General features: G+C 68.8%; 22 protein-coding genes, 2 tRNA genes and 1 other RNA gene. 11 read left to right on the forward strand and 14 right to left on the reverse strand.

Features of this window, described 5'->3' with window-relative positions:
* Window positions 1-16: 16 nt before the first annotated feature.
* Together OG210_RS15165 and OG210_RS15170 are read right to left on the reverse strand one after the other, a co-directional pair.
* A complete protein-coding gene (locus tag OG210_RS15165; RefSeq protein WP_371537010.1) occupies window positions 17-994 on the reverse strand; it encodes a DMT family transporter in 978 nt (325 codons plus the stop codon).
* Window positions 995-1076: 82 nt separating this feature from the next.
* Window positions 1077-1835 (reverse strand): hypothetical protein, encoded by a 759-nt coding sequence (locus OG210_RS15170; protein WP_328328692.1) that lies wholly within the window; start codon window positions 1833-1835, stop codon window positions 1077-1079.
* Between the two features lie 74 nt (window positions 1836-1909).
* Between OG210_RS15170 and OG210_RS15175 the strand changes: the two genes are divergently transcribed.
* From OG210_RS15175 to OG210_RS15195, 5 genes are all read left to right on the forward strand, one after another.
* The gene (locus OG210_RS15175) at window positions 1910-2860 is read left to right on the forward strand and encodes a LysR family transcriptional regulator (RefSeq protein ID WP_328328690.1); all 951 of its coding nucleotides are present in this window, start codon (window positions 1910-1912) and stop codon (window positions 2858-2860) included.
* Between the two features lie 614 nt (window positions 2861-3474).
* A complete protein-coding gene (locus OG210_RS15180; RefSeq protein ID WP_328328688.1) occupies window positions 3475-3891 on the forward strand; it encodes a hypothetical protein in 417 nt (138 codons plus the stop codon).
* 140 nt (window positions 3892-4031) lie between these two features.
* Window positions 4032-4724 (forward strand): ATP-binding cassette domain-containing protein, encoded by a 693-nt coding sequence (locus OG210_RS15185; RefSeq protein WP_371537013.1) that lies wholly within the window; start codon window positions 4032-4034, stop codon window positions 4722-4724.
* A gap of 3 nt (window positions 4725-4727) precedes the next feature.
* On the forward strand, window positions 4728-5984 hold the full coding sequence (locus OG210_RS15190) for a hypothetical protein (protein ID WP_328328685.1): 1257 nt from the start codon (window positions 4728-4730) through the stop codon (window positions 5982-5984).
* 20 nt (window positions 5985-6004) lie between these two features.
* A complete protein-coding gene (locus OG210_RS15195) occupies window positions 6005-6589 on the forward strand; it encodes a hypothetical protein (RefSeq protein WP_328318363.1) in 585 nt (194 codons plus the stop codon).
* Window positions 6590-6808: 219 nt separating this feature from the next.
* On the opposite strand, the gene OG210_RS15200 is transcribed toward OG210_RS15195, so the two are convergent.
* The 9 genes from OG210_RS15200 to OG210_RS15240 all read right to left on the reverse strand — a co-directional run bounded on the left by OG210_RS15200 (window position 6809) and on the right by OG210_RS15240 (window position 15493).
* Window positions 6809-7159, reverse strand: coding sequence for a type I restriction-modification system subunit M N-terminal domain-containing protein (locus OG210_RS15200; RefSeq protein WP_371537017.1), 351 nt, complete (start codon window positions 7157-7159; stop codon window positions 6809-6811).
* On the reverse strand, window positions 7156-7497 hold the full coding sequence (locus OG210_RS15205) for a hypothetical protein (RefSeq protein ID WP_328328683.1): 342 nt from the start codon (window positions 7495-7497) through the stop codon (window positions 7156-7158). The genes OG210_RS15200 and OG210_RS15205 overlap by 4 nt, the downstream gene beginning before the upstream one ends.
* Window positions 7498-7617: 120 nt before the next feature.
* Window positions 7618-8529, reverse strand: a complete 912-nt coding sequence (locus OG210_RS15210; RefSeq protein ID WP_328328681.1) for a hypothetical protein — start codon at window positions 8527-8529, stop codon at window positions 7618-7620.
* Window positions 8526-10595: a hypothetical protein gene (locus OG210_RS15215; RefSeq protein WP_328328679.1), complete on the reverse strand. Its 2070-nt coding sequence runs from the start codon at window positions 10593-10595 to the stop codon at window positions 8526-8528. The genes OG210_RS15210 and OG210_RS15215 overlap by 4 nt, the downstream gene beginning before the upstream one ends.
* A gap of 250 nt (window positions 10596-10845) precedes the next feature.
* The gene (locus tag OG210_RS15220) at window positions 10846-11238 is read right to left on the reverse strand and encodes a hypothetical protein (RefSeq protein WP_328328677.1); all 393 of its coding nucleotides are present in this window, start codon (window positions 11236-11238) and stop codon (window positions 10846-10848) included.
* Window positions 11239-11264: 26 nt separating this feature from the next.
* Window positions 11265-11681, reverse strand: coding sequence for a hypothetical protein (locus OG210_RS15225; protein WP_328328675.1), 417 nt, complete (start codon window positions 11679-11681; stop codon window positions 11265-11267).
* Window positions 11682-11774: 93 nt separating this feature from the next.
* A complete protein-coding gene (locus OG210_RS15230) occupies window positions 11775-12389 on the reverse strand; it encodes a site-specific DNA-methyltransferase (RefSeq protein ID WP_328328673.1) in 615 nt (204 codons plus the stop codon).
* 216 nt (window positions 12390-12605) lie between these two features.
* On the reverse strand, window positions 12606-15257 hold the full coding sequence (locus OG210_RS15235) for a DUF262 domain-containing protein (RefSeq protein WP_328335511.1): 2652 nt from the start codon (window positions 15255-15257) through the stop codon (window positions 12606-12608).
* Window positions 15258-15408: 151 nt separating this feature from the next.
* Window positions 15409-15493 (reverse strand) — tRNA-Ser (locus OG210_RS15240).
* A gap of 74 nt (window positions 15494-15567) precedes the next feature.
* Here OG210_RS15240 and ffs point away from each other — a divergent pair.
* The 6 genes from ffs (at window position 15568) to OG210_RS15270 (ending at window position 24104) form a co-directional block, all read left to right on the forward strand.
* An RNA gene (gene ffs, locus OG210_RS15245) (signal recognition particle sRNA small type) lies at window positions 15568-15662 on the forward strand.
* A gap of 72 nt (window positions 15663-15734) precedes the next feature.
* Window positions 15735-18074: a DNA polymerase III subunit gamma and tau gene (locus OG210_RS15250; RefSeq protein WP_371537023.1), complete on the forward strand. Its 2340-nt coding sequence runs from the start codon at window positions 15735-15737 to the stop codon at window positions 18072-18074.
* A 131-nt stretch (window positions 18075-18205) separates the two neighbouring features.
* The gene (gene purD, locus OG210_RS15255; protein WP_328328669.1) at window positions 18206-19456 is read left to right on the forward strand and encodes a phosphoribosylamine--glycine ligase; all 1251 of its coding nucleotides are present in this window, start codon (window positions 18206-18208) and stop codon (window positions 19454-19456) included.
* Window positions 19457-19688: 232 nt separating this feature from the next.
* Window positions 19689-21365: a hypothetical protein gene (locus OG210_RS15260; protein ID WP_328328667.1), complete on the forward strand. Its 1677-nt coding sequence runs from the start codon at window positions 19689-19691 to the stop codon at window positions 21363-21365.
* A 209-nt stretch (window positions 21366-21574) separates the two neighbouring features.
* The gene (locus tag OG210_RS15265) at window positions 21575-23032 is read left to right on the forward strand and encodes a N,N-dimethylformamidase beta subunit family domain-containing protein (protein WP_328328665.1); all 1458 of its coding nucleotides are present in this window, start codon (window positions 21575-21577) and stop codon (window positions 23030-23032) included.
* A gap of 172 nt (window positions 23033-23204) precedes the next feature.
* Window positions 23205-24104 (forward strand): phosphoribosylaminoimidazolesuccinocarboxamide synthase, encoded by a 900-nt coding sequence (locus tag OG210_RS15270; protein ID WP_328328663.1) that lies wholly within the window; start codon window positions 23205-23207, stop codon window positions 24102-24104.
* Between the two features lie 274 nt (window positions 24105-24378).
* On the opposite strand, the gene OG210_RS15275 is transcribed toward OG210_RS15270, so the two are convergent.
* The 3 genes from OG210_RS15275 to OG210_RS15285 all read right to left on the reverse strand — a co-directional run bounded on the left by OG210_RS15275 (window position 24379) and on the right by OG210_RS15285 (window position 26568).
* Window positions 24379-24451: transfer RNA gene (locus OG210_RS15275), tRNA-Gly, on the reverse strand.
* 21 nt (window positions 24452-24472) lie between these two features.
* Entirely contained in the window at window positions 24473-25081 is a 609-nt protein-coding gene (locus OG210_RS15280; RefSeq protein ID WP_328328661.1) for a response regulator transcription factor, read from the reverse strand.
* Window positions 25082-25221: 140 nt separating this feature from the next.
* Window positions 25222-26568: a histidine kinase gene (locus OG210_RS15285; protein ID WP_371537029.1), complete on the reverse strand. Its 1347-nt coding sequence runs from the start codon at window positions 26566-26568 to the stop codon at window positions 25222-25224.
* Window positions 26569-26598: the final 30 nt, after the last annotated feature.

The following is a 26598-nucleotide window of genomic DNA, read 5'->3' on the forward strand; positions in this document are numbered from 1 at the left end:
GGCTGACCGGCCTTCCTCAGGGTCGCGCCGGTTGCACGGTCCCCTCTTCCTCCTCCTCGGCTTCGGCCTTGGCCCCAGCCACCGGACGTGACGGCGCGGTGCGGGTCAGCAGTACGCCGCTGACGATCAGTACCGCGCCCACCACGGTGTTCCAGCCCAGCGACTCGTTGAGGAAGAACACCCCGACGATCGCCGCCCACACCGGAGTGAGATACGCAACCGTGGAGGCGACCGTCGAGCCCACGGCGCGGATCACCGACAGGTTCCACATGTACGCGAGCCCGGTGCCCACGGCGCCGAGCATCACCATGGCGGCCATCGGCCCCGTCCCGCCCCAAATGGGTGCCCCGCTCAACAGTGGGGCGGCCACGGCAAGTTCGAGGGCCGCCCAGCTGACCTGAATGGCGGTCAGGGTGATCGCGGGGATGTCTCCGCCGGACAGGAAACGGCGGGTGTAGGTGTAGCCCAGCCCGTACGAGGCGGTGGCGACCAGGCAGATCACACTCCCCTTCATCAGCGAGGACTGCCCGCCCGACCACACGCCGAGCACCACCAGGGCGCCGCCCAGGCCGGTGCCGATGCCGAGCAGCCGCCGCAGGGTCGGCTTCTCGTCCGGCAGCATGATCACTACCCAGACCAGGGTGAAGAGGGGAATGGTGGAGTTCCACACGCCGGCCGTGGCGGAGTTGATGTACTGCTCGCCCCAGGCGAACAGGGTGAAGGGGAAGGCATTGAGCACCGTCCCCACCACCAGGGCGTGCCCCCACACCCGCAGGTCACGCGGCACTCCCAGCCGCCGCACCAGTACCAGGCCCCACAGCACCAGTGCTCCGAAGAAGCACCGCCAGAAGGCGACCCAACCCGGTTCGATACCGGCTTCGCCACCGATCTTGATGAGCGCGAACCCGGATCCCCAGATCATCGAGCAGATGACGAACTGAGGTACCCACGACTTGGCCGGTACAGCGGATAAGGCGTCTACGGAGCTTGCCACTTCGAGTCCTTTCGAATTGCCGTGCGCTTCTTGTCGCGCGTTCTTGCTGTGCGTTTCACGGGGGCGGACCTGTGCCCCTCGATCACGTCTCCGCGCTGCGCCCGACCGCCGCCGAGGCGAAGGCGCGCACCAGGGGATGGGGCCGGGAGGTGTCGTCGGCCAGTTCGGGCTGGAACAAAGTGGACAGGAAGAACCGGTGCCCCGGCAGTTCGGCGATGCGGGGGTGGCCGTCGTCGTCGTGGCCGGTGAAGCGCAACCCGTGGTCGCGCAGGGTGCCGGCGTACCGGGGGTCCAGAGCGTGCGTGCACTGGTAGCGCTCCACGGTCGTACGCGCGCCGAGCGCTTCCTCGGCCAGTGAGCCGGGCTCGATGCGGACAGTCCCCTCATGGCCCGCGAGGTCGCGTGACAGCGGCACGATCAGCGGAAGCGGGCTGCCGGGGGAGTTCTCGGCGTGGGCGGCACCCTCCAGCGCGCAGACGTGGCGGGCGAATTCCAGGAGGACGTGCAGGAAGCCGCCGCAGGTCGCCAGCAGGGGGATGTCCCGCTCGCGGGCCGTGCGCACAGCGCTCACCGCTCCGGCCTCGCTCAGGTACGGGCTGCCCGGCACCAGCCAGATGCCGTCGAAACCGGCCAGGTCCCGAGGGCCGTCGAGCTGCGCGGTTGACACCCAGTAGGCGTCCACCAGCAGCCGTTCGCGGCGCCACAGCGCCTCCAGCATCGGCGCGTAGCGGGTGTGCGCGGGCACGCCCGCCGACCGCTCGCCGACGAGCGCGATCCGGGCGGGCCGGGTGCGCGAAAGGTCCGGGCCGGCCTGGGGGCGTGGTGCGACGGTGGTGGGCACGCCGGAATCATCCAGCGGCCACCACAAAAGGACAAACGATAGCTTCTGATTCCTCGATAAGTAATGCTGATCCAGTGGACCCGCGCCTGCTCAAGACCTTCTCGGCCGTCATCACGCACGGCTCCTTCTCCGACGCCGCCCGGGAGCTGGGCTATACGCAGTCCGCGGTGTCCCAGCAGATCGCCTCGCTGGAAGGGGAGTTGGGCGTCGAGTTGGTCTGTCGGCGGCCAGTCGGCCCGACGGAGGCCGGTGCCCGGCTGATGGACCACGTGGCCTCGATCCTCCTGCGCATCAACGCCGCACGCGCGGAGGTCCAGAGGGCGAAGGGCGGAACCACCGGGCGGCTGACCGTCGGCATCTGTCCACTGGCGGCCACCGCACACGCACTGCGGATCATCGGCGAGGTGGCCCGGCGTGCCGGTGCGCACGAGCTGACGGTACGTACGCTGCCTCGCCAGGCGGTCGCCGAGGGCGTCGCCACCGGCGAATTGGACCTCGGCCTGGTCGACGGCTTCGCCCTGCCCGATGACCCCCTGCGCCCGTCCCGGGTGGCCGGGCTGCGTGGCGTACCGGTCTGCCGGGAGCCGGTGGTGGTGGCCCTGCCGCCCCACCACCCCCTGGCACACCGCGCGGATCTGCGGCTGGCGGACCTGATCGACGCCCGGTGGATCGACGCACCGGGCGTGAGCGCCCCCCTGGCGGACCTGTGCGCCATGGTCGGAGACAGCCCCCACCTGCGGGTGGCCCTGCGGTACGACGGCCACGACGTGCGTACGTACACCGAGCTGCTCGCCGGAGGACAGGGCCTGGGTCTCCTCCCGCGCTTCGCGCTCGCCGGGCGGCAGGACCTGGTCGGCATCCCACTGTCACAGCCGGAGCTGTCCCACCGCGTCGAGGCCCTGCGCGTCACGGGCGGCCCACCGGTGGTGGACGACCTGGTCGCATCGCTCACCGAACCCGTCGAACGCGTCGAACGCGTCGAACGCGTCGAACCCGTCGGCACCGAGATCCAGCCGCGAAGCTGAAGGAGGACGGGAAAAGACGAAGGCCCGGACCGTTCGCACGGTCCGGGCCTTCTGCCTGCGGAGGATACGAGATTCGAACTCGTGAGGGGTTGCCCCCAACACGCTTTCCAAATGTTCGTCCGGGGGTCCTGGGGCGTACGGGAACGTCCTGACCTGTGGTGGAGAAGGTAAGGAAGGGACGCCTGAACAGTGCTGTACGGAGGTGAATGCAACCAGAACTGCAACCAGGCCACGGCCGCTCCGAGGGCGACACGCCACAGGTCTCAACCGTTTGCATACGCCGCAGTCGATCCGGTGGCCAAGCCATGCCCCGAGCAGGGTAGGGCATGTAGCCCCTGAACGGGCGCGGCCTGACGACCTGGCGAAAGTGCATGTAGGGCTAGGTTCGATCGGGCAAGAGCAGTCTTATGCAACGTTGTTGACTAGCTGTCAGGGGGCGGATGTCCTCCCATCTGCATTCGCTTGCGCAACCTCAGATGTTCCTCAAATCGAACATAATCGCTACTCAGGAGCACGGTGTGTGCGCTTATGATCACACTGCAAAATTCATTCCGTCACGGGGGGGCCACGTGCCGTTACCGGTGGTGGAACGTGTTTTAAGACGGAGGGGGAATATGAACAAGTACCACAAGATCGCCGCAGCCGCCGCAGGTGCAGGAGTCATCAGCCTGATCGCCATCGCGCCCGCCTTCGCGGAGGGCAGCCGTAGCACTCACATCGGTGGATGGGGGACGGGCAAGGAGTCGAGCCACTGGGAGGACAAGAACCTCGACTCGACCTCAACGTCGGTGAAGTTCTCCGGCTGCAACACCGGTTCGACCCCGAACCGGTTCTCGTATGCTTCGCTTCAGCTGAAGAAGGCGCGCGCCGCCCTCCCTGACCCTGTCGTGAACCGGGACAACAACTACTGCGACACCAGTAGCTTTGGGGACAAGGCCGCCGGGACCTACTACTTCAACTACGCGGGGCTCAACGGCACTGACCAGCCGGGGTACAAGCTCAACGTCTCTAGCGTGACCATCAAGTACTGATTTGCAAGTATTGTGCCCGGGCCCGCATTTGAGCGGGGCCGGGCACAATGCCCTTCTCATCTCGTTCCGCCTGACCACCTGGACGTGCTGTGCCGCTCCGCTTCACTGATTGCTCGTTCGCGTACCGCGCTGGAGTCCCGGTGCTCGACCAGCTGACCCTGGAGTTCCCTTCCGGGTGCACCGTGCTGCTCGGCCCCAACGGGTCTGGCAAGTCGACTCTGTTGTCCCTGGGGGCTTCCGTTCGGTCCCCCGACTCCGGCCGCGTCCAACTGGGTCGTCTGGACAGTGCAGAGAGACGGCACCGGAAGGTGTTCCGTCAGAGGGTGGGGTGGCTGCCGCAGCAGATCAAGTCTGTTCCGTCTCTGACGGTGCGAGAGCAGGCCGCCTACGCGGGCTGGCTGAAGGGGCTGTCGAAGTCCGAGGCGTGGGAGCGTTCCGCCCGGGCCCTGGAGCAGGTCCGCCTGACGGAACTAGCACAGCGGCGCAGCCACGAGTTGTCCGGCGGACAGCTGCGTCGGTTGGGGATCGCGCAGTCCCTGATCCATGAGGCGGACGTCGTCCTGCTCGATGAGCCGACGGCCGGCCTCGACCCTGTGCAGCGCGGAGTCTTCCGAGACCTGCTCGCTGAGCTGTCAGGCTCCGTCAGCTTCGTGGTGTCCACACACCAAACCGAGGACCTGGCAGACGTGTACGACACGGTCATAGTCCTGGACCGGGGACAGAACATGTTCCAGGGCACGGTGGGCGAGTTCTTCGCCCGGGCTCCCGAGGATGTGGCGGTCGAGCGGCGCGCGGAGAGCGCCTACCGCGCCATGGTCCGTGGGGAGGTCTGAGTCATGCGGATCAACACGCTGCTGCGGTCAGGCCCGGCTGCCTGGATCGCACTCATCCTCGTTCCCGTCCTGTTCTGGTTCGGCGCACAGAACACCGACTCTGTGATCGAGTACTGGGAGTCTGCAACCACACAATCCCTGATCGTTCTGGGCTTCGTCAGTGCCGCTTGTGGTGCGTGCGCAGCCTGGGAGGCATCAAGAATTCACCGCGCCGGGGTGGATAGCTGGGCACCGGCCCGCAGCGGCCTCCAGATCGCGTGGATGCACCTGGCCCCCGTTGCCGTGCTCGGGGCTCTGGGGCTGCTGGCTTCGCTCCTCGCTATCTCCACCGCGGCTGTAGGGGCACCCGGCTTTCCCAGCCTGGGAGTCCTGGTCACCGCCTACACGGTGGTCCTCTCCCACATCGCGCTCGGCTGGCTCATCGGCCCGTTGATGCCGCGGATGCTGGGAGCGGCCGTCATGCTCATCTTCGGCTACCTCTGGGGGTTCTGGCCGGCCGCTCTGGGGGAAGTACCGTGGCTGCGCCATCTCAACGGCCAGGGTGTCGTGGAGTGCTGCGGTCTCAACCAGACCGCCTCTGTGCGCAGCATGGCGGCCACGATCACCTTCTCCGCCGGGCTCGTCGGGGCCGCCGTCCTGGCCGCGGTCTTCGGGACAAAAAAGGGCCGTCACCGTGCCTACGTGCTTTCTTCCGTGGTTGTGGGAACAGCCGTCTCGGTCGGGCTGGCGGTTCCGCTGGAGTTCCAAGGAACGCAGGCTCGGGACCACCATCTCCTGAAGTGCTCCGGTGCCCGACCCGCGGTGTGCGTATGGCCAGAGCAGTACGACCGCCAGAAGGAAATCTCCCAGTGGGCCCAGGACGCCACGCGTCGCGTTCGCGCAGTCGGCGTTTCCACCGCACCGCGACTGGAGTTCGGCCAGCCCCGGCCGACGGAAAGTAACGTTCGCTCAGTTGCGGCCACCAGCATCCTTCCCCACGAGCCCCCCGCCTGCGCGATGCAGCCCCAGGCCGATTACCCCGGAGATGCCGCCCAGACCGCGATCTACGCGTGGCTCGCGCTGACGGGCGGCGAACCCAAGGCCGATCTCATGCAGCACTGGGTAGGCGGCGCTGTCACCCTTGCCGAGCACGTACGCATGCTGAGCCCCGCACAGCAGCACGCCTGGTTCGAGCGCAACATGCGCTCCGTCCTGGACTGCGCAGTGAAGCCCGACCTCAACCCCGCGTCCTTCCAAACCTTGCCTGCGGGGCCGTCGTGATCTGGTGGCTGCGTGTCCATATGGCACGTACCTACGGCGCTGTTCTGCTCGCGACCTTTGCTGTTGCTCCCCTGCTCGCGGGGTCCGCCTTGCCCATCCCTTCTCTCCTCGGGGGCCTGGGAAGGGGAATCCCCGTCCCCCTTGCCCTCCCCGTAGTGCCTGCCTGCGTGCTCCTGCACGCGCTGAGCAGGGCGCCGTGGGAGCCCGACGCCGTAGCCGTTCGACCCGTTGCGGCGTATCGGACAGCCGTGGTCGCTGGAACCGCTCTGGTAGCTCTGGTCTTTGGGTTCATCGAGATGCGATGGCTCGACTTCGACCTGGCGCCCGGCGTCGCCCGCAACCTGGTCGGGTACATCGGTGTGGGACTCATCGTGCAGAATTTCTTCGGAGCGAGGTTCGGCCCTCTGGCTGTGGCCTTGGTCCCCGTGGGGTGTGCGCTCGTCGGATTGGGCCCCGGCCAAAGGCCGTACCCGTGGGCTTGGCCATTGCACGAGAGCACCTCGGCACTCTCAGCGATCGTAGCGTTCTGCCTCTTCGCGATCGCGGCCTATCTGAGCACGAAGGCCGCGGGGGAGAAGCGCCACGGACGACAGTCCGACATCTGACGTAGTGGGGGCGGACACGGCTTCTCAGCGGAACGCCGCTGATCGGAACGCATCGCGTTGGTCTGCACCACGATGCTGTCGGCGGCGCGGGCCGGCTGTTGGAGGAGGCCGACCTTGTCGGTGTACGTCGGCTGAACCTCGGCACGCCTGAGCGGTGGGCGACGCCTGCCTGGTCGTTCGAGACCGACTTTTACCCGGACCTTCCGGGGCGCTGGCACACTACTCGGCGATCTGGCCAGGAAGTCGAAGCCCAGTCCAGCCGCGTCCCTCCCACTCGTCGGTGCCGGGGAGCATATGGCGGCGCTGCTCTGCGGGGAGGTCCTTGTTGGCCTCCTCTGTCTCGGCAGCCATCTTGAGGAACCCCAGGAAACTGAGCTGCTCCAGGTATTCGAGGCTCGATACGCCGTCGTCGCGCAGGACATTGCAGTAGTTCCAGAGACGGTCGACGAGACGGCGTGCTTCCGGCTTCAATCGGAGGCAGCCCTCCATCACGTGGACGGTGGCGCCGCCCGGAACGTTCTCGCTGAGAGGGACCCGGATGTCCTCGCGCTGCTCCGGGACCAGACTCACTCCTCGAACAGAACAGGACGCCATTCCTGGATGTCCTCGTCGAAATTGCCGTTGTGCACGTCACGTAGGGCCGTCGCGTATCCGACCTCGATGGCCTCGGCGATCAACTGCTGCAGCCTGGGCGGGGCATACAAGAGGTCAGCGCCGGCGCCGGAGCACAGGTTGGCCGCAGCATGGCCGGCTGCGCGAGCATGTTCATCAGGGACCGTCGCGATGTGGAGGTCCGTGATGGCCTGCGCCGCGGTGCCGATCTCTTCCTGCGAAGTTGAGGTCATGACGGCGAGTATCGGCATGTTTGCGGTGGCAGGGAATGCCGCTTCCGAGCGCGCGGCTTCCATGAAGCGACGGCAGTTGGTGTGTACGACCCTCCCCGTGGCGCTACCAACGCCCGGGAATGCCTCCATGCTTCAGAGGTAGACCGTGTCGCCGCGCTGGCGCGATTGGACGGCGGGGCGCGATTACGTCCGACGACGCCATGGCAGCGGTTCGGGGTGCCGGTGCCACCACCAGCCCTTCCCGTTGTCTGTTCGCGTCTCCCCGAGCAGTTGCCGGATGAGCAAACCCTGGTTGTCCTCGATGGTGAGCGTGGCGAAGGTGGCGTCCAGTTGTTGCAGGACTGCCTGGAGGCTCGCTGCTACAGCAGGTGGTAGTTGCCGGGGGAGGTTTTCGAGGTCGTCCCGGGCTTCGAGGCGTCGTCGGTAGAGATCAGGAGGACACCATCCTGAGCCTTCCCAGCCGCTTGCCATGTGGTTGACGAGCTTCTCCCAGGCGCCCAGCCCGGTCCATGCCTCCCACGCAACGCTGCCCGGCTCATCGGGCGATGCCGGACCCTGCAAGCCGGCTTCGGTGACTGCGGAAGCCCGCAGTTGTGCCACGAAGGCGTCCCTGCGCGGTGTGGCGATGGGCAGCTCCGGGACGACTTCCGGGATGAGCGCGACCTCAGCCGAAGGCAGTTGCGTGACGTATTCCTCGACAGCATCGACGCTGTAGCTCTGGTCATCGTCCGAGACGAGCATGCGGGCCCGCGTGAAGCGGCCTTCCGGGGTGGCGGCCCAGTACGCGCTCGGCGGATCCGACTCGGCGGGGAAGAGGACCGCGGCTCCGGTGGCGGAAGCAAGCCGCGACGCCATCTCGGCCTCCGAGGGCCTCTGCGACAGCTGATCTTGCACGTAGATATCCAGTGACCAGGCAAGGTCGCCACGGACCGCCTTGTAGTCGCAGAGGACTAGCGCCTCCCAGTTCCGTACGTCGGCGTCACCATCGGCATCCGCGACGTCGACATCCCCGGCGGCTACGCCCAGAGCGGCACCCAGGGCGGGAGCCAGGCGATCAGGGGTGGCCGTTTCGGTAGCGATCAAGTTGTAGGTCATGGGTAGATCCCGTTGTAGATCTTCAACGCCTTTTGGACGGCTTCTGGGTTGTTTGTGAAACGCGGATTTCTGGTGAGCTGAGGAGCGGCAGAAATATCTCCCTTTGCCTTGGTGACCTGTTGGAGCGCCGCGTATTCGTTTCTGTCGAGTTTGGCGATACCTGGCCCACTGTCCGGGTAGACCGTTCCGCTTCGCTCCACGCCGTAGGTGCGCCCGTTGACTTCGTAGCGGTCAGTGTCTTTGATGTGCTTCGCCTTGCCTTGCGCTATATCGCTGACGTCTTGTGCGACCTCCCGCTCCTGTCCCCGCAGGATAACGCTGTTACTCTCCTTGACTTCACCGCTTTTCGAGCCGGATACGGTGTGCCGGGAATTCGGGAATCGCAGTTGCTTACCGGCTGCCGGACCCTTGATGTCATCGGTCGCCTGCCATGGCCCCTTTCCCGGACCAGAGCTGGCAGACCCGTCGGCTGAGGCCGACGAGCCCGAAGACTGACCGCCTTCACCACCACCATCGGCCCCATGGGCGCCTTGCGCCATCAAGAGCACCCCTGCTGTGCCAAGGGCTGCGGCCTGCGCTGCTTCCACTGACGCGGCGCCGGCCAGGATTCCGCCGCCGGCAAGCACGAGCCCGCCGGGTGGGAAGAGCATGATCAGGGCGGCGAGAGCGAGGATGGTGAGGGCGATGCCCGCATACAGTTCGAGGTTTTCCAGAGCCGCAAGCAGCATCGCGAGGGAATCGGTGACGTCACCGTTCAAGGGGGTGCCGCGATAGCGAGCTGCGAGGAGCAGGCCCGTGGTGAGAGTGGAACCGACGGCGGTGAACACGCGCCGCACAACGGCTTGAGGCTCGGCCAGGGGCGGCCGCGAAGTGGTCCGCCAGGCCCGTAGCAAGAGCGCCAACTGGATGAGGGCCCAGATGAGTGCGGCTATGCCGAACCACATCAGCAACGTTGGGCCTGCACCCGTGGTGAAGTGATGTTGAAGGCCCTTGGTAGAGGTGAATGAGCCAAGAGCCAGGAAAAGCAGGGAAGGCGTCATGAGGACGAGCGGGATGACCAGGAGAGGCCAGCGCCGTCGCCACGGGCGGCTGGGGCGAACTTCTCTGAGGTAAGCCCGTATTCGCTCCGAATCCCATGCCCTGTCCTGGTTAACTGCGTCGATCCGTGCGGCCGTGTCTGCGACTGCCGTATGCAGCAGTTCAAGGCGTGCGGGGTCTGTGCGTCCAGCGGCGTAGAGGAGGGATCTGCGCATGCGGGCGAAGCGCAGCGCGATGAGCGCTGTCCATGGAAGGCACTGTGCACCGAACGTGGTCAGGGGGCCGATGGCGGCGTTCCCGGTGCGTTCCGCGTTCAGGAGGACGGCGGGCATGGCCTGTTTGCCGCGTTGCAGCTGGGCGAAGTCCAGGACCATGGCGATGGCCAGACAGATCAGCGGCGCGTACGTCACCAGGCCGTTGGCTGTGCCGAGCAGGGAGGTTGTCCAGCCGGGTGGGTGGGCGTCGCGGCTGCCCGTGTAGTTGACCAGGGTGTGGTGGCCCATCGCGTAGGCGATCGGCAGCAGTCCGAACAGGCGTCGCCAGCCGCGGCCGCGCAGGAGCAGCCCGGCGCCGAGTGCTCCGATGGCTCCCCAGGCCAGGTGGAGGTTGGTGTCCAGGCTGGGCTGGGTGAAGCTGAGATCCAGGCTCCCCAGCGAGGCCGGCAGCCAGGTGGTCAGTACGGTGTGCAAGTCGGGTATGTACGTGGAGCTGAGGCTCAGGCCCCCGGACAGCATCCAGCCACCGTAAGGATACGGGGCAGCGCGCTGAGCGTCGAGAAGATGGCTCAGGAGTACTTCGTACAGGCCAAGCCCTGCGCCCGTTGCGGCGCCGAGGATCACGTAGTCGCTCAGGCCGAGTTGGTAGCGGATCTTGATATTGAGACCCGCGAGCAGCAACGGCGCGAGCTTGGCGAGCTCCTCCAACACCGGGACAAGGGTGTAACTGCCCCGTCCCATGGCTTCGACCAGTGGCTGCGTGGCGCTCGATGCCATGACGTGGGCGTAGCCGAGTTCGATGAGTGCGGCCACAACTCCGCTGCCCTAGACGCCGACGGCGACCGTCAGCACCACGGTCGACAACCGCAGCGACCTCACCGGCGATGCGATCACGGCGAGTTGCAGCACTCCGTAGACCGCCGCCGCAACCATGATGACCGACACACGAGCCCCCGTTTGGCCATGGCGTCACGGACAGAAATCACGACACTACAAGACGTGTGAAGGGTTGCTGCGACGAGGCCCTAGCGGGGGTGTGCTGCCGCTTCAACGAGGGCAATCTCTATGAGGCGGGGAGCAGGGCGGTGACGGTCGACTGGACGAGTTGGGCGGCGGCCAGGATGCCTGGGATGCCTCCGCAGCGCTCGACGAGATTGCGGAGCATGTAGCGCAATGCACTTGGGTCACGGTCAGGTTCGTCGATGCGTGGAGTGATTTCGTCCAGGTCGCGCAGGGCACCATCGGCGTCAGGGTGTCGGCCTCGAAGCGCCTCCAGGTCCTGGCGTAGGGCCTCGATGCTCTCTCGGGCCGCGTCGGTGGCGGCCGGACTGATGTTGTTCGTCTGGCTGGCGTTCTGGGAGAAGGGTGCGGCCTGGGCGCCACTCATGTGGCCGCTGTTGACGATGCCGAAGTTCGTGCCGGCGGGGAACGAGTCGGGCTGGTGGCGGTTGGGCATGGCAGCGGCTCCTGATTGCTGGTGGGCTAGTTCGTCGAGGCGTCGTGTGAGAACGGAGCGGCCTGGACAGGACCGCTCATAGTGCCGCCGTTCATCACGCCGAAGTTGTAAATGGCGGTGGACTGCTGGCGATACGCGGCGATGTCGACGTTGTGGTCGCGCAGGAAGATTTCGGTGGAGTCGAAGACTCGGCGCTGCATCATCTGCACGTAGTAGCGGGCGTCGTCGTTCATGTGCATGTCGTCGATCCAGCGGACGCTGTAGACCTCACGCAGGCTGACTGGTCCGGTGCCGGGGTCGAGTTCCGGCCGTGGCCTGGGACGTCGTCGCGGTAAGCGGGAGAGGCCGACTACGACATCCACAGTGGCGTTGAAAGCGGCTCTTCCCAGCCACTTCAGTCGTGCAGGGTCGGCAGGCTTGAGCCCGGTTACCGCAGGGTTCAAGGGGGCCATGATGTGTGGTCGCACCGTGACGCGCAGGAAGCCGCCCTGGTAGGCGAAGTGAATGAGGATCGCGGCGATGAGATCGCCGTTCCATTAGACCAGGATCGTGTCCTGAGAGGTCGAGAGCAGCTTGGAGTCGTTCCGGGGTGAGTCCGCCTTCTGCCAGGCGACTTCGGCGACGAAGTTGTTCTCCCCGAGCTCCTCGTCGAGAACGACGCGGCACCGGTGCGACTCCATGTGGTCGAGATGCACCCACACAGATGCGTCGTCCGCGAGTAGTGGCCTGATCTGGCGGATCCGATCCCGCAGGAGGGTGAGCCAGATCGAGTGCGTGATGTTGTCCTCGTACTGGGCGAACGCCTGGCCCGTGTTGAAGGGCGGGTCGATGTAGACCAGCTTGACCTTCCCGGCGTACTTCTCGGAGTATGCCGGGATCTTGGCGAGTGCGTCCAGCGCGTGCATCGCATCGCCGGTGATCAAGAGGTTGTCGGTTGTCGGTTCAGGCAATTCCGCCGGGCGGCTCGCAGGTGTCGGCGCCTCGACTCGGTCGGCCTCGTGGAGGAGACGAACTTCGGAGACCCGGTAATCCGTCGGGTCGACGAAGGTGTAGTCGTACCTGCCGTCCCCAGTCGACAGGAGCGTCTTGTCCTTGTCGGTCCAGGTCAGTTCGAGACGGCCCTGGTGCCGGGGCGTCGAGTTCGAGGCCATGCGGTGATCCCTTGCGATGTGGAGATGACGTGGTCCATATTGTCGGAGTCCCGGCGTCCGCGATGGTGAACCACGACACTGACCAGGTGCTATGCGGCTGTCTAAGCCGCCCCGCGAAGTCGAGCGCTGATCCTTCAGGAAGGGGCACGCGCGCCGGGGTGGGAGCGCAACAAACGCGCCGCGCTCCTTGCAGGCTCACCGGAGCCGACGGGCACATCAGGCCAAGTCCCTCCCCTCCCAACAATCCCGGAACCAGGCCAGCGTCGCGAACAGGCGCTCTCTATTTCCGTCGTCTTCCAGCGCAGATAGGCGGAAGCTGGGGCGCAGTTCCAGCTTGCCCTCCGGGATCGAGACGCCCTCCAATTCGTTCAGCCGGTTCAGTAGCTCGGCGCGCAGCGCGCGGTCTGTGAAGGGCTCGCGGTTCGACAGGTAGACGAACACGACCTCCGCTGTGCCGCCGCGTCCGCCGCCGGGGTAGAGCGTCAGTGGCCAGATGCCGCGGCCCGGTGCCCCTGCCTGTCCCAGCATGAGGAACGCACTGGTCATGACATCGCCGGCGCCATATCCGATCCATCCCCCGAGCTTCTCCCAATGGGCGAAAAGCTCTCGGACGGCGGAGACGGTCGCGGGGGTGTCGTCCGCCGCGAGTTGGTGAAGGAACCGCGCAGCCCGGGTCTCTTCTCCTTGCTGCTCAGGTTGGGGCAGCGAAGCAGTTTCCGCAGATTGGTCCTCGGCGCCGTCGAGGAGCAGGGCGAGATCGTCCACGCTGAGGCGCTGTGCTGGATCAGCTGCTCCGGTGGCAGTGAAGTGGATACCGTCGGCGCCCAGCCGGGCACGCACGTCGCCGCCGTCGGATCCGGTCCAGCGGAAACCATCTGCGATCTTCCCATCCGCATTCAGCACCCGGTAGGCGTTGACCACGCCATCGGTGTTGGCCAGGTGGACGCCCACGGCCTGCGCCCCCGAGCCGATGCACGCGGCAACGTCTCCGTAGGACGTCCAGGTGCCGTGTGGAAGCGCGGCGAGCACTTGATGGGCGAGGCGCCAGTCCCGGCTGCGCTCGGCGCGTCCAACGCCAGCCAGAGGAGCGGGCCACATGCGGATAGCCCGGTCGGTGAGATCGCCGGCCCGCGCCAGGATCTCCTTGACGCCCCATCGTTCGGTAGCGGCAATGCGCCGGTTCATCTCCAGGTGGCTGCCTTCGAGCAGCCCTTGCTTGCGTTCGAAGGGATGGTTCGACAGCTCTGAGTTCACACCGGTCAGCGTCAGGTTGCCGAGTGTGTGCTGCAGCCGGGCATGCAGGTCTTCCGCACTCTCGCCCTGGGTGGCGTCGTCGTCCAGCATGCGCATCCACTCGTCCCCGGGCGACTGCGGCATCACGTGCTCGATGGTCAGCTGCGCCGACGCGAAGTCGACCGGCTCGGGATGGTCGTAGCTCTCCTCCAGCCGCTGGAGCACCAACCGGCGTTGGTTCGGCCGCCCGTACTGGTAGAACGGCGCGGTACGGATCTTCTCGCGCAGCTCCTCGTCATCGGGCCACAAGCGGTTCTCGGCGGAGAGGAGTTGGTGCAGCCCGTCGGCCACGCCCACGTCCTGAGGAAGCTGTGCGGGCACGGACTGGAAGATCCTGTTGAGGTTGTTGGTCGGCACCCGGCAGATCGTCCGCCGCACCAGAAAGCTCTCGACATAGGACAAGGCCTGGGCTGCTTCGGCGGAGTCGACATCTCCTTGATCCCGCCGGTCGAGTATCAGCATCAGTGCGGGATAGGTCACCACGGCCTGCCAGTTATGCAACCGCTTCAGGTGGCCGCGGACCAGAGGGTCCGGCTCCTCCTCGGGGCGGATCATCTTACGGAAGTGCGCACTGCGGCGATGCAGCTCCTTGATGTACGCCTCGACATCCGCTTCAGCCTGCGCTCCACTCAATGCCTGGCGCTCGAAGCGCTGCTGCTGTGCGGTGTACAGGTCCTGACGGCGTACCCGGTCGTCTCCGTCGAGGACCAACTGCAGCCACATGAGCTGTTCGAGCTCGTCGTTGCTCAGGCTGCTCTGCAGCGGCAGCCAGTGGGTCTCGTACACCTGCTCGTCGCGGGTCGGCAGGCGCATGAACAGGTAATTGCGCAGCAGGTCGGCTTGGCTGAGCTTCAGGCCGGTGTTGTTGAGGGACTCGAAGATGCGGTGCACGTTGTCGCCGCGCTCCGCGGTCACAGTGACCAGCGTGAGTCTCGACGTGATGGCCTGCTCGATGCGCAGCAAATCCTGCGAGGCTGCAGGATCGTCCGTCTCGACGAGCTCCACAAGCTTGCGACGGAAGAAGCGGTAGGCCCCCGCGACCCTGTCTCCCGACGACTGCTCCGACTGCACACCATGTACGTGCGCGGCGTACTGCGGCCGGTCCGCCTGGGTCGGCAGTAGCCGAAAGCGGTCTGCGCCCTTCTTGCGCTTGTTGATGAGGTATTCCTCGTCGATGCGCTCCGCCTCGTCCGGCTGTGTGCCGGCGATGTGGTCACGTATGGCCGCCAGCGCGAGGGAGAGAGTGGTCAGCCGCTGCTGACCATCGACGACAAGCCACCGCGGGAACGTAGCTTCGTTCTGAGGCGAGGGCGCAAGCACGACAGAGCCGAGGAAGTGGGTGCTCGCTGTCGCATCCGCATCCACCAGCTCGGCCTGGTCCAGGATGTCGCCCCACAGCTGCGCGAGCTGCTTGTCCGTCCAGGAGTACGTCCGCTGGTAGAGCGGGACCTGGAACTGCTGGGCTCGCCCCTGCACGAGGTCGGCGAAGTGTGATTCCTCAGCCCGCATCTGGTGTCCGACCTCCATGGTCTCGGTCCCGTTCGAATCCTGGGAAACGACGATATGGCTGAGCACTGACAAGCGCGCCGTTTTCGCTGAGCGCGCCCCTGCGATCAGTCAGGTGGAGGCGCCAGGCAGGCAACTGCAACCAAAACTGCAACCACGCAACGACGAAGGTCCCTGCCGCTGAGCGGCAGGGACCTTCGTTTGCCCTGATGGGCGGGTGCGGAGGATACGAGATTCGAACTCGTGAGGGGTTGCCCCCAACACGCTTTCCAAGCGTGCGCCCTAGGCCACTAGGCGAATCCTCCGCGGCAAACAATACAAGACGTTGAGGAGTGCTAGCGAACTCGATTCCACCCCGGTGGATCAGCTAGGGTGTGGGTCAGCCCCTCACGTGGCGCTATCTGACTGAACTCCCCCAGGGCCGGAAGGCAGCAAGGGTAGGTTGGCTCTGGCGGGTGCGTGGGGGGCCCTTTGCGTTCCGGGGCGTTCCCGGGCGCGGGCCGCTCGGGGCGTGGGTTGTCGGTGGGCCCCGATAACCTCGTACATGTGTCGTCCCTTGCGCTGTACCGCCGCTACCGTCCCGAATCGTTCGCCGAGGTCATCGGGCAGGAGCACGTCACTGCCCCGTTGCAGCAGGCTCTGCGGAACAACCGGGTCAACCACGCGTATCTGTTCAGCGGGCCGCGCGGCTGTGGCAAGACCACCAGTGCGCGGATCCTGGCCCGCTGTCTGAACTGTGAGCAGGGGCCCACTCCCACGCCGTGCGGTGAGTGCCAGTCCTGCCAGGACCTCGCGCGCAACGGGCCGGGGTCGATCGATGTCATCGAGATCGACGCGGCTTCGCACGGTGGCGTGGACGACGCCCGTGACCTGCGCGAGAAGGCGTTCTTCGGGCCGGCGAGCAGTCGTTACAAGATCTACATCATCGACGAGGCGCACATGGTCACTTCGGCGGGGTTCAACGCCCTGCTGAAGGTGGTCGAGGAGCCCCCGGAGCATCTCAAGTTCATCTTCGCGACCACCGAGCCCGAGAAGGTCATCGGCACCATCCGGTCGCGTACGCACCACTACCCCTTCCGGCTTGTGCCGCCCAGCACCCTGCGCGACTACCTCGGCGAGGTGTGCGGGCAGGAGGGCGCCCAGGTCGCGGACGGCGTGCTGCCTCTCGTCGTGCGGGCCGGGGCGGGATCCGTGCGGGACTCCATGTCCGTCATGGACCAGCTGCTGGCAGGCGCGGGCGAGGAGGGTGTGACGTATGCCATGGCCACCGCCCTCCTCGGCTACACGGACGGGACGCTCCTCGACTCCGTCATCGACGCCTTCGCCTCCTCGGACGGCGCTGCCGCCTTCGAGCTCGTCGACCAGGTCATCGAGCGCGGCAACGACCCGCGCCGGTTCGTGGCCGACCTTCTGGAGCGGCTGCGCGACCTGGTGATCCTGGCCGCCGTGCCGGATGCGGGGGAGAAGGGGCTGATCGACGCTCCGGCGGATGTCGTCGCGCGGATGCAGGCGCAGGCCTCCGTCTTCGGCGCCGCCGAGCTGAGCCGCGCGGCGGACCTGGTCAACACCGGGCTCACCGAGATGCGCGGTGCCACCTCCCCGCGGCTCCAGCTCGAACTGATCTGTGCGCGGGTGCTGCTCCCCGCCGCCTTCGACGACGAGCGCTCCCTGCAGGCCCGGCTGGACCGTCTGGAGCGCGGCGGCGCCTTCGTGCCCGGCGGGCAGGGGCCCGCCATGGGGTACGTACCGGGCGCCGAGGCACATCCGACGATGGCTGCGCCGACTGGTGGGCCCGGTGGGCCTGTTGGGGCTGCGGGTCCTTCCGGGCCGGGCATGACGGTCGCGCCCGGCACGGGACCCGCCGCCGCTCGCGCCGCGGCCCGGGGGGACAGCCTGGGTGCGGGGGCCGGCGGTGGCGCGGTGCCCGGCGCCGGTCCCGCGGCTGCCCCGGCTCCTGCCCCAGCCGCTCCTCCTGCTGCTCCTCCTGCTGAGGCTGCGAATGCCCCCTCGGCTGCTCCGTCCGCTCCGTCCGCTCCGTCCGCTCCGTCCGCTCCGCCCGCCGCTCCCGCGCAGCCTCCCGCCCAGGCCCCGGCCTCCGCTCCCGCCGCCCGGCAGCCCGGCGCCTGGCCCGGTGCTGCCGCCCCCGCAGCCCAGCCTCAGCCCCAGTCTCAGCGCCCGGCGGGCAGCTGGCCGTCCGCCACCGCTCCGGGGCAGGGCCAGCCCGCGCAGGCGGCCCCTCCCGCCGCGTCCGCCGCCCCGTCCTCCGCGCCCCCCGCCGCGCCCGCGCCCGGTATGGCGCAGGGGGCGGCCCAGGTGCGGAACATGTGGCCCGACATCCTCGAGGCCGTCAAGAACCGGCGCCGCTTCACCTGGATCCTGCTCAGTCAGAACGCCCAGGTCGCCGGTTTCGACGGGACCACCCTCCAGCTCGGCTTCCCCAATTCGGGCGCCCGGGACAACTTCGCGTCCAGCGGCAGCGAGGACGTACTGAAGCAGGTCCTCGCCGACCAGTTCCATGTCCAGTGGAGAGTCGACGCGATCGTCGACCCCTCCGGCGGTACGCAGCCTCCGGGCGGCAGCAACCACCCCGGCCCCGGCGGTTCCTCCCCCGTGCCGCAGCGCCCGGCGCCCCAGGCCGGAGGCGGTTCTGCCGCGCCCGGGCCGGTCCAGCAGCCGCCCGCTCCCGAACCGCCGCAGCGCCAGCGGCCGCAGGCCTTCCGGGAGCCCGAGCCGCCGCCGGTGCCGGACGGTCCGCCGCCCGTCTCGCTGGAGGACGACACCCCGGAGGACGACGATCCCGACCTGGTCGACTCGGCGCTCTCCGGCCACGATCTGATCGTGCGCGAGCTGGGGGCGACCGTGGTCGAGGAGTACACGAACGAGTAGACCGAGCCGCAGGAGCAGCCGGTCGCGTCGCGTACGTGGAGAAAACTACGAACGCGTGCGTCCACCGCTTTCGGTGGCCCGCACAAGGCCCGCGCCGGGCCGGCCCCGGTGCGCGGGCTAGGCTTCGCACCGTGAAGGTCCTTGTCATCGGCGGCGGCGCCCGCGAACACGCCCTGTGCCGCTCTCTTTCCCTCGACCCCGAGGTCACCTCCCTGCACTGCGCCCCCGGCAACGCGGGCATCGCGGAAGTGGCCGAGCTGCACGCGGTGGACGCGCTGGACGGCGCGGACGTCGCCCGGCTCGCGGTCCGTCTCGGCGCCGGGCTCGTCGTCGTCGGCCCCGAGGCGCCTCTGGTCGCCGGTGTCGCCGACGCCGTACGGGGCGCGGGCATCCCGTGCTTCGGCCCGAGCCGCGAAGCCGCGCAGCTGGAGGGCTCCAAGGCCTTCGCCAAGGACGTGATGGCGGGGGCGAACGTCCCCACCGCCCGCGCCTATGTCTGCACCACCCCGGCGGAGATCGACACGGCGCTCGACGCCTTCGGCGCCCCGTACGTGGTGAAGGACGACGGCCTGGCCGCGGGCAAGGGCGTCGTCGTGACCGAGGACGTCGAGGCCGCCCGCGCCCATGCGCTGGCCTGCGGCCGGGTGGTCATCGAGGAGTTCCTGGACGGCCCGGAGGTCTCGCTCTTCGCGATCTCGGACGGGGTGACCGTCCTCCCGCTCCAGCCCGCGCAGGACTTCAAGCGCGCGCTCGACGGCGACGAGGGGCCCAACACCGGGGGCATGGGCGCGTACTCCCCGCTCCCCTGGGCCGACCCCAAGCTGGTCGACGAGGTCATGCAGACCGTGCTCCAGCCGACCGTCGACGAGCTGCGCCGCCGGGGCACGCCCTTCGCGGGGCTGCTGTACGCGGGCCTCGCGATCACGTCACGCGGGGTGCGGGTCATCGAGTTCAACGCCCGGTTCGGCGACCCCGAGACCCAGGTGGTGCTGGCCAGGCTGAAGACGCCGCTCGCCGGTGTCCTGCTGAACGCGGCCAACGGCACCCTCGACACGGTCCCCCCGCTGAACTGGCGCGACGAGGCTGCCGTGACCGTCGTCATCGCCTCGCACAACTACCCGGACACCCCGCGCACCGGTGACCCCATCAGCGGGCTCGACGAGGTGGCGGCCCAGGATGCGCCCCATGCGTACGTTCTGCACGCCGGTACCCGGCAGGACGGCGACGCGGTGGTGAGCGCGGGCGGCCGGGTGCTCTCGGTGACCGCCACCGGCGCCGACCTGGGCGAGGCCCGTGAGCGCGCGTACACCGCGCTGGGCAGGGTGCGGCTCGACGGGGCGCAGCATCGTACGGACATCGCTGCGAAAGCAGCAGCCATCTGACGGTTTCTCGTCAGCACCTTTACCCAAAGCCATTCCATCGAGTGACGACTGCCCCATCCGGATGACGCTTGCCGGGACCCCAACTAGTCTGCGGCGCAGGCATTCCGGCACTTGGCCCACCGGCATTGCGATGTCAGTGACGGGTGCCACAGTGGGGGAGTGAGCAAAGCCGTCGCAGGGCAGAGGGGGGTGACGTCCAACCGTGTCCGACAACCGTACGAGTGATGCGCGTGTGAATCCGCGGGGTAAGCGGGGTGCGCAGGGCGCACGCGCCCATGCGCTGGCCGTTCTGGCGGTCCGGGGCAGGGCCCTGGCCGTCGCGCTGCTGCCGGCCGCCGTCGCGGTCGTGCTGTTGGCGGGCGGCGCCATGGGCCGTCTCAGCGGCGGAAGCTGGGACGTGGCGCGGTGGGTGGTGACGGGGTTCGCCCTGCTGGTGGTGGGGGTGGCCGCAGTCGTGGGCACCGTGATCGCCAGGGCCGGGCCCGCCGTCAGTCCGACGGTGGCGCTCACCGAGTCGTCCGCGCCCGACCTGCACCGGATGGTGCGGGACCTCGCGGACCGGCTCGAAGTGCCTGTCCCGTCGGCCATAGCGCTGACGCCCGACTGCGACAGCTGGCTGGAGGACCGTTCGCACCCCGCGGCGCAGTCCATATCCGGCGGACCGCTGGGTGCTGTGCGCGGAATACGGTCGATACGTGCGCGCCGGGTGGCGGACGCCCCCGTGCTGGTCATCGGCTCGCCCTTCCTGTGGTGGATGCGGGTGGCGGAGCTGCGGGCTCTCCTCGCGCCGGTCATCGCCGGTACGGGACCCTCGGCGCACCCCGACATCGCGGCCTCGCGCCGGTTCGTACGGGGTCTGGACGCGGCGGTCGCCGTCTCGTCCCGGGCCGGGCTCGGCCCGGTGCGGCGGATCGCGTACGGCTTCATCGGCTGGACCGCGCGACTGCTGCTGCGCAGTTGCCGCGGCCATGCGGCCGAGATGGAGCGCGGCGTCGCGGCTGCCGCTTCGGACCGTGCGCAGGCTGTGGACTACGGGCTGCGGATCGTCGCCCAGGAGCAGGTGGGTCTTGCCTACGCGGGCTGGGACCGGCTGCTGACCCGTGTCGCGCTGCCCGCCTGGCGGATGGGCCGCTGGCCCTCCCGTCTCGACGCCGGAGTGGTCTCCGCGCTCACCGAACTGTCGCGCAGGGACCGGCTGGCCGAGGGCTTCACCTCCCGGCTGGGCGAACGCCCCGCCTGCGACCTGCTGGAGGAGCCGGGCGCGGTCGACGCGGCCACCTCCCTCCTCGCGGCCAGGCTCTTCCACGGCGGCCCGGCCGACACCGGCCCCGACTGGTCCCCGGTGGACTGGCAGCAGTACCCGGAAGAGGTCACCGACCGGAAGTGGCGTACGGAGGCGGCCAGGCTGCACCGCGTCCTGGACCAGCTGGGCGTGCGCCGCACGGCCGAAGCGGGTCAGGCCGCCGAGGAGCCGGGCGGCCCCACCCTGGCCCGCGTCCTGGACCATCTCGTCGCCGACGACACGGAGGCGCTGGCGGCTGCCGTCACCGCCGAGGTCGCCCGCGAGGAGGCCGCGGCGCCGGCACCTGTGCCGGGCGGCATCCTGGAGGGCGAGGAGCTCTGGGACACCGGGGCGATCCCGCTCTTCCCGCTCCAGCCGCCCCGTATCGGGCGTGATCTGCTGGCCGACCATGTCACCGCGATGGTCTGCTGCGCGGCGGTGGACACGGCCGGAGCGGCCCCCGGCCTGGACTGGCTGGACGGGCCCGCGCTGCTGGTGGACGGCGAGCGCAGGGCGGACCTGGGCGGGCACGTGATGAGCCTGGTGGAGGACGGGGACGGAGAGCCGTTGCGGGGGTGGCTGACGGCGGTGGGAGTGCGCGCGGAGAAGCCGGTACGGCTGGTGTGACCGGGGGCGCGGCCGACGTGGGGCGGGCGGTGATGGCCCTCCTCTGAACTTCTTGGGATCTCCCTGGATCATTCCACGAATTCGGCACTCTCCTCGCCAATTCGCGACGAACAGTGACGGAGTGAGTGCCTTATGTGATGTGCTGGGGCCGGTCGCTGACAGTCGGTGCATCACTGTTGTGCCTGAGTGGCCGAGGGAAGGGGAGCCGCATGGGGGCGGAGCAGATCCGGCGCTGGGAATCGGGGGCCCTCGCGCACGCCGTCTCGGATCCGTTCGGGCAGGGCCCGCTGCCCTGGCTCCGCGGAAGCGAGCACTACCTGGACGACACCGGTCATGTCGTCCCCTGGTACGCCCCGGATGCCCCGCACCACCGCTCCAGCGGTCCGCGCACCGCCGACGACGTGAAGAAGCAGATCAAGGGGTTCGCGTCGAACGGCGCGGCCGCCCCGGGCGAGGCCATCGACTTCCATGTCACGGTCGACCCGCCCCAGCAGTTCTCCGTCGACATCTACCGCATCGGTCACTACGGCGGCGACGGCGCGGCCAAGATCACCACCAGCCCGCGGATCTCCGGGATCGTGCAGCCGCCCCCGCTCACCGCCGACCGCACGGTCTCCTGCCACCACTGGTGGCTCTCCTGGCGGCTGCAGATCCCTTCGTACTGGTCGATCGGGGCCTATGTCGCGGTGCTGACCACCGTGGACGGCTACCGCTCCCACATCCCCTTCACCGTCCGGGACAGCCACCCGGCGGATCTGCTGCTCCTCCTGCCCGACGTGACCTGGCAGGCCTACAACCTCTACCCGGAGGACGGGCACACCGGCGCCAGCCTCTACCACGCGTGGGACGGCGAGGGCCGACTCCTCGGCGAGGAGGACGCCGCCACCACGGTCTCCTTCGACCGGCCCTACGCGGGTGCCGGCCTGCCCCTGCACGTCGGCCACGCCTACGACTTCATCCGCTGGGCCGAGCGCTACGGATACGACCTCGCCTACGCCGACGCCCGCGATCTGCACGCCGGGCGCATCGACCCCACCCGCTACCGCGGCCTGGTCTTCCCCGGCCACGACGAGTACTGGTCGGTCCCCATGCGGCGTACGACGGAGGCCGCCCGCGAACACGGCACCTCCCTCGTCTTCCTCTCGGCCAACACCATGTACTGGCAGGTCGACCTCGCCCCTTCCCCGTCCGGTGTCCCTGACCGGCTCCTCACCTGCCGCAAACGCCGCGGTCCCGGGAAGCCCACGCTGTGGCGCGAGATCGACCGGCCGGAACAGCAACTCCTCGGCATCCAGTACGCGGGCCGGGTCCCCGACCCGAGCCCGCTGGTCGTACGGAACGCCGAACACTGGCTCTGGGACGCGACCGGAGCGGGGGAGGGTGACGAACTCGACGGTCTGGTCGCGGGCGAGGCCGACCGCTACTTCCCGCGCACCGCGCTCCCGCAGCACGAGAGCCGGATCCTGCTCGCCCACTCGCCGTACGAGGACAGCGAGGGGGTCATGCGGCACCAGGAGACGTCCCTGTACCGCGCCCCTTCCGGCTCGCTCGTCTTCGCCTCGGGCACCTTCGCGTGGTCGCCCGCACTGGACCGCCCGGGCCATGTGGATCCCCGGATCCAGCGCGCGACAGCCAACCTCCTCGACCGCATCTGCAAGCGCGACTGATCAGGCGCCCGGCCCGCCGAGCAGCCGCCCGGCCCCCCACCCAATGCTGTCCGGTAGCCCCTGTCCGGCAACGCCCCTGGGCTGCGGGCCGACCCTGGCGGGGCCCGTACGCAGCGCATACGGGAGAATCAACTCCGACCCCACCGCTTGGACAGAACCACGGGGAGGAACCGTGTCCGGATTCGTAGAAAAGCCCGAGCCGCTGGAAGTGCCGGGCCTGGTACACCTGCACACCGGCAAGGTGCGCGATCTGTACCAGAACGAGGCGGGCGACCTCGTGATGGTCGCCAGCGACCGTATGTCCGCGTACGACTGGGTGCTGCCCACCGAGATCCCCGACAAGGGCCGGGTGCTCACCCAGCTGTCGCTGTGGTGGTTCGACCAGCTCGCCGATCTCGTACCGCACCACGTTATCTCCACCGACCTGCCGGCCGGCGCCCCCGCCGACTGGGCGGGCCGCACCCTGGTCTGCAGGTCGCTGCGGATGGTCCCGGTGGAGTGCGTGGCCCGTGGCTACCTCGCCGGGTCGGGTCTGCTGGAGTACGAGGCACACCGCACCGTCTGCGGTCTCGCGCTGCCGGAGGGGCTGACCAACGGTTCCGAACTCCCCGCGCCGATCTTCACTCCTGCCACCAAGGCGGCCGTCGGTGACCACGACGAGAACGTGAGCTACGAGGAAGTCGCCCGCCAGAACGGCGCCGAGACCGCCTTCGATCTGCGCCGTACGACCCTCGACGTGTATGAGCGGGCCCGGGGCATCGCGCGTGAGCGGGGCATCATCCTCGCCGACACGAAGTTCGAGTTCGGTTACGACGGCGACCAACTCGTCATCGCCGACGAGGTACTGACTCCGGACTCGTCCCGCTTCTGGCCCGCTGCCGACTGGAAGCCGGGCCGTGCGCAGCCCTCGTACGACAAGCAGTTCGTGCGCGACTGGCTGACGTCGGACGCTTCCGGCTGGGACCGCAAGGGCGAACTGCCGCCGCCCGCACTCCCGCAGGAGATCGTGGACGCGACCCGGGCGAAGTATGTGGAGGCGTACGAGGTGCTGACCGGTACCCCCTGGTCGTAGCCCCGTCGTAGCCCCGCCGTAGGCCGGGCGGTGGTGGCCGTGCGGTGGTGGCCGTGCGGTGGCTGCGTCTCAGCCGTGCCGCGACCGCGTCGTGGCTGTGCCCGGTGGCGTCCGGTCTGGGTAGTACCGCTGGTGCGCGTCAGTGCGAAGGGCCCGAAGCCGGTTGGCCGCGGGTTCAGGGCCCTTCGTACGCTCCCGGGCTGGGCCGGCGGGCCCCGCGCGCGGAGAAGCCCCCGGCCGGAATCCGGCTGGGGGCTTCTCTTTCCTGCTGCTGAGCGGACGACCAGGTTCGAACTGGCGACCTCAACCTTGGCAAGGTTGCGCTCTACCAACTGAGCTACGTCCGCATGCGCTGTGCGCGGGATCCACTATACCCAACCTCGCTCCCGTGCGAGACGCACCGCGGTATGACGGTTCTCCGCTCCCAGCTTCGACGCGGCCGACGACAGATAGTTGCGCACCGTCCCCTGCGACAGCGAGGCCCGTTCGGCGATCTCCGCGATCGGTGCGCCGTCCGCGGCCAGCTCAAGCACCTCCACCTCCCGGGCCGTGAGGGGCGAGTCCCCCGCGGAGATCGCGTCGGCTGCCAACTCCGGGTCCACATAACGCCCTCCGGTCCGCACCGTCCGGATGATCTCGGCCAGCCGTTGTGCGGAAGCGGTCTTCGGAACGAACCCCTTCACCCCGGCGGAGAGCGCCCGTTTGAGATGGCCGGGCCGCCCATGGCTGGTGACGATCATGCAGCGGCACTCGGGAAGAGCGGTGCGCAGGGATGTGGCCACGCTCACACCGTCGGCTCCCGGCATCTGAAGGTCGAGCACCGCCACGTCGGGCCGGTGCGCCCGCGCCATGGCGAGCGCTTCGGGCCCGGACGCGGCCTCGGCCACGACCACCAGGTCGTCCTCCAGCCCGAGCAGCGCGGCGAGCGCTCCCCGGATGAGGTGCTCGTCGTCCGCGAGCAGCACGCGTATCGGCACGGAGCCGGATGCGGGAACCGGCGGAGGGACAGGCGCGGGTGCCGGCGGAGGGACGTGCGCGGGAACCGGCGGAGGGACAGGAGCGGGTACGGACGCCGGTACGGATGTGGCCCCGGGCACGGGCACCGGTGACGGGTCGGTCATGCGGTTGCCTCTCCGGTTGCTTCTCCGATTGCTTCTGCGGTGGAGGCGAGTGCGGGGGCGGGCGTGCGATCTGTGGTGCGGGCGCGGGCGGGCGGCTGCGGGCCGGTCTCCGGTCGCCCCGGTCCGTCGGCTGGTGGGACCTCTGGTCCGTCGGCGGGCGGTACTGCCGGTCCGTCGGCCGGCGGTGCCCCCACCCCGTCGGTGTCGGTGTCGGTCAGTGGTACCTCCGCGGTGAGGCGGAATCTCCCGCCGGGGGCCGGGCCTGCTGTCAGCGTGCCGTCCACAGCGGTCAGCCGCTCCCGCAGCCCGGCGAGCCCGGTGCCCGGTGAGGCGCTGCTGCCGCTCCCGGCGGCCGCTCCGTCGTTCTCGACGGTCAGAGTCGCGTCGGCCGCCGATCTGGCCACCGCGATGGTGCAGCGCCGGGCGTCCCCATGGCGCAGGACGTTGGTGGCGGCTTCCCGGACGACCCAGCCGAGCGCCGACTGAACGTTCGCCGGAAGCCCGTCCGGCGGTCCGGTGACGGTGCACTCGATACCCGCAGCCTCCAGCACACCCTGAGCCCCGCCCAGTTCCGTGGCGAGGTCCGCTCCCCGGTATCCCCGCACCACTTCACGAACCTCCCGCTGCGCTTCGTGGGCCATGCGCTGTACCTCGGTCATCTGGTCCACTGCCTCCGGCCGCCCCCGCCGGGCCAGCTGCACCGCAAGCTCGCTCTTCAGCGCGATCACCGCGAGATTGCGCCCCATCACATCGTGCAGATCCCGGCCGAACCGCAGGCGCTCCTCCGCGACCGCCAGCCGCGCCTCCACGTCCTTGGCCTCGTGCAGTTTCCACATCACGCCCAGATGCCAGGCCGAGCAGCGGGTGGTGATGGCGTACCACGCGGGTCCGCACACCATGCAGGCCATGCAGGCACCGACGAGCTGCCGGCTGCCTCCGAGCAGCAGGACCGCCCCGCACACCGCGGCCAGGGCGCCCAGCTGCACCAGGGCCGACACTCGCTTCCGAACAATCAGGCTGTGCGCCATCGTGAACGGCATCACAGCGGCGCACAGCACCACCGCCACCCCGGGGAAGTCCCGCAGCCCGACATCCGAGGCGAGCACCAGAACAGCCACCAGATTCATCACCATCAGACCGGCCCCGAAGGCCAACAGCCGCCGGGAGAGCGTGCTCTGGCCCAGATACTCGGCCAGAGCGCCGGAGGCCAGCGAGGTGCAGTACACCCCCTGTGCGACCGCGAGCAGGCAGGACGCGGCGATCAGCGCGACGGGCACCCCGGAGTGACGGACCGGGCGCGTCACGCTGAACATCACCTGCAGGGCGACGGCCAGCCACAGCAAGGCATATATCGTCGCGCGCGAGTAGAGGTC

This window comes from Streptomyces sp. NBC_00466 (genome assembly GCF_041433995.1).
GTDB lineage: Bacteria > Actinomycetota > Actinomycetes > Streptomycetales > Streptomycetaceae > Streptomyces.